General features: G+C 34.8%; 4 protein-coding genes. All 4 read left to right on the top strand.

Translation table 11 applies throughout. The features are described 5' to 3' along the window. Window positions 1–296 precede the first annotated feature (296 nt). Entirely contained in the window at window positions 297–467 is a 171-nt protein-coding gene (locus tag BCR26_RS18630) for a hypothetical protein (RefSeq protein ID WP_169818909.1), read from the top strand. A gap of 253 nt (window positions 468–720) precedes the next feature. Beyond that, window positions 721–1023, top strand: a complete 303-nt coding sequence (gene rpsF, locus BCR26_RS16645) for a 30S ribosomal protein S6 (protein WP_069700080.1) — start codon at window positions 721–723, stop codon at window positions 1021–1023. Between the two features lie 45 nt (window positions 1024–1068). After that, window positions 1069–1629 (top strand): single-stranded DNA-binding protein, encoded by a 561-nt coding sequence (gene ssb / locus BCR26_RS16640; RefSeq protein WP_069700079.1) that lies wholly within the window; start codon window positions 1069–1071, stop codon window positions 1627–1629. A 25-nt stretch (window positions 1630–1654) separates the two neighbouring features. Next, a complete protein-coding gene (rpsR, locus tag BCR26_RS16635) occupies window positions 1655–1894 on the top strand; it encodes a 30S ribosomal protein S18 (protein WP_010762117.1) in 240 nt (79 codons plus the stop codon). Window positions 1895–2039: the final 145 nt, after the last annotated feature.

Genomic DNA, 2039 nt, shown 5'->3' with positions numbered 1-2039 from the left:
CGTAGCTGCTAAAGCGTTCTAGACCAATTCCAGCTAACTACGTATTAAGTAGGAGGTAGCCTTTTTTTGTTTTTTTACGAATTTAGTTTTCGTATAAGAAGCCTCAGACTTTTGACCACCGTTTATTCGGATTTAGAGGATGAAACAAAACTGATTTTTAGTTTTGTTTCATCTTTTTTCTTATGCCATGACAAATGTCATATAAAGTTCTGACAAAGGAATCTGTTGGAAAACACAAAAGAAAGGCATAATAAATACAACAACTAAAAAAGAAAAATAGAGAGAAGGACTAAGTGATGAATAAAGAAGAAATCAAAATCCAAGAATTAAAGTTAGAAAATGAACAGTTGAAATTAAAGCTTGTTTTGGAAAAAGAAAACAATAAAGGAAGTTGGATGGATAAACTTTGGGCATTTGCTCCATTTATAGGGATGTTCTACTGGTTTGTGTATGTGTTTGTAAGTTAGCTTGAAAAACGTACAAAAGGTTCAGCGTTATTAAATTTGATAATGAGTAAATGGTAATCAGTGTTTTAAAATAAGTCCTTCGTTATTTTTGTAAGTAAGCCATAGAAAATCCATTATAAAAACTAGTGAAAAAGCTTGATTTTATTAGGTTTTACATGTATAATGAAAAATTGTGAGTAGTCTAAATTTTAGATAACTCTCCTTGCTCTTGGGAAAGCCGAGAGCCTTAAAGTCCACAGGGAGGTGAAAATCAATGAGTCAAGCTACGAATTATGAAATTATGTACATTATTCGTCCGAACATTGATGAAGAAGCAAAAACTGCTTTAGTAGAACGTTTCGACACAATTTTGAAAGATAACGGAGCAGAAGTTATCGAATCAAAAGACTGGGAAAAACGTCGCTTAGCGTATGAAATGAACGGATTCCGTGAAGGCATCTATCATATCGTTAAAGTTTCTTCTGCATCAACAGCAGGAGCTATCAACGAGTTTGATCGTCTTGCTAAAATCAATGACGATATTATCCGTCACATGATTATTAAAGAAGAAGCATAAAAATGTTTCACGTGAAACATTTTTAAGACGAAAGGAGATGTTTGAATGATTAACAATGTTGTACTAGTCGGGAGACTAACTAAAGATCCGGATTTACGATATACATCAAGCGGTTCTGCAGTTGCGACGTTTACTTTAGCAGTAAACCGTAATTTTACGAATCAAAGTGGAAATCGTGAAGCTGATTTTATCAACTGTGTAATTTGGCGTAAGCCAGCAGAAACTATGGCTAATTATGCACGGAAAGGAACTTTGTTGGGCGTCACTGGACGTATTCAGACGAGATCGTATGAAAACCAACAGGGACAGCGTGTATATGTGACTGAAGTGGTATGTGAAAATTTCCAATTGTTAGAGTCACGTTCAGTATCTGAACAAAGGCAAGGACAAGAAGGTCAAACATTTAATAGTGGTGCTGCTAGTAATAATAGCTATCAAAAACCACAAGATAATAGTTTTGGCAATTCTTCTGGACAAAGCAACAGCTTTAATAATCAACCATCCTCTCAGTCTCAAAACGGTATGCCTGATTTTGATAGAGATTCTGATCCATTTAGTGGTTCAGGTTCAACTATTGACATTTCAGATGATGATTTACCATTCTAAACGAATTTGATAGGAGGGAATAAGAATGGCACAACAAAGAAGAGGCGGACGTAAACGCCGTAAAGTAGACTATATTGCTGCAAACCATATTGAGTATATTGACTATAAAGATATTGAATTATTAAAAAAATTCATTTCTGAACGTGGAAAAATCTTGCCACGTCGTGTAACAGGTACTGGCGCTAAAAATCAACGTAAATTAACGATTGCTATTAAACGCGCACGTATTATGGGCTTATTACCATTTGTTGGTGAAGAGCAATAAAATAGATTTAGTAAGAGATCAAAGAAATTTTCTTTGATCTCTTTTTATTTATATCTTTGAAAACCACTGGCTAAGCCGGTGGTTCCGGAGAGCTTCCAGCGAGGTAAGAAAAAAAGCCTCCTAAAATGCTAAGATGAAAAAGGTT

The sequence above is a fragment of the Enterococcus rivorum genome (genome assembly GCF_001742285.1).
GTDB classification, from domain to species: Bacteria; Bacillota; Bacilli; order Lactobacillales; family Enterococcaceae; genus Enterococcus_L; species Enterococcus_L rivorum.
Note: the sequence above shows the minus strand (reverse complement) of the source record. Positions and strands in the feature narration are given on the sequence as shown.

Bases quoted from the DNA above. Each gene is read 5' to 3' on its own strand.
- BCR26_RS18630 (WP_169818909.1), top strand. From the start codon at position 297: ATGAATAAAGAAGAAATCAAAATCCAAGAATTAAAGTTAGAAAATGAA.
- ssb (WP_069700079.1), top strand. From the start codon at position 1,069: ATGATTAACAATGTTGTACTAGTCGGGAGACTAACTAAAGATCCGGAT.
- rpsF (WP_069700080.1), top strand. From the start codon at position 721: ATGAGTCAAGCTACGAATTATGAAATTATGTACATTATTCGTCCGAAC.
- rpsR (WP_010762117.1), top strand. From the start codon at position 1,655: ATGGCACAACAAAGAAGAGGCGGACGTAAACGCCGTAAAGTAGACTAT.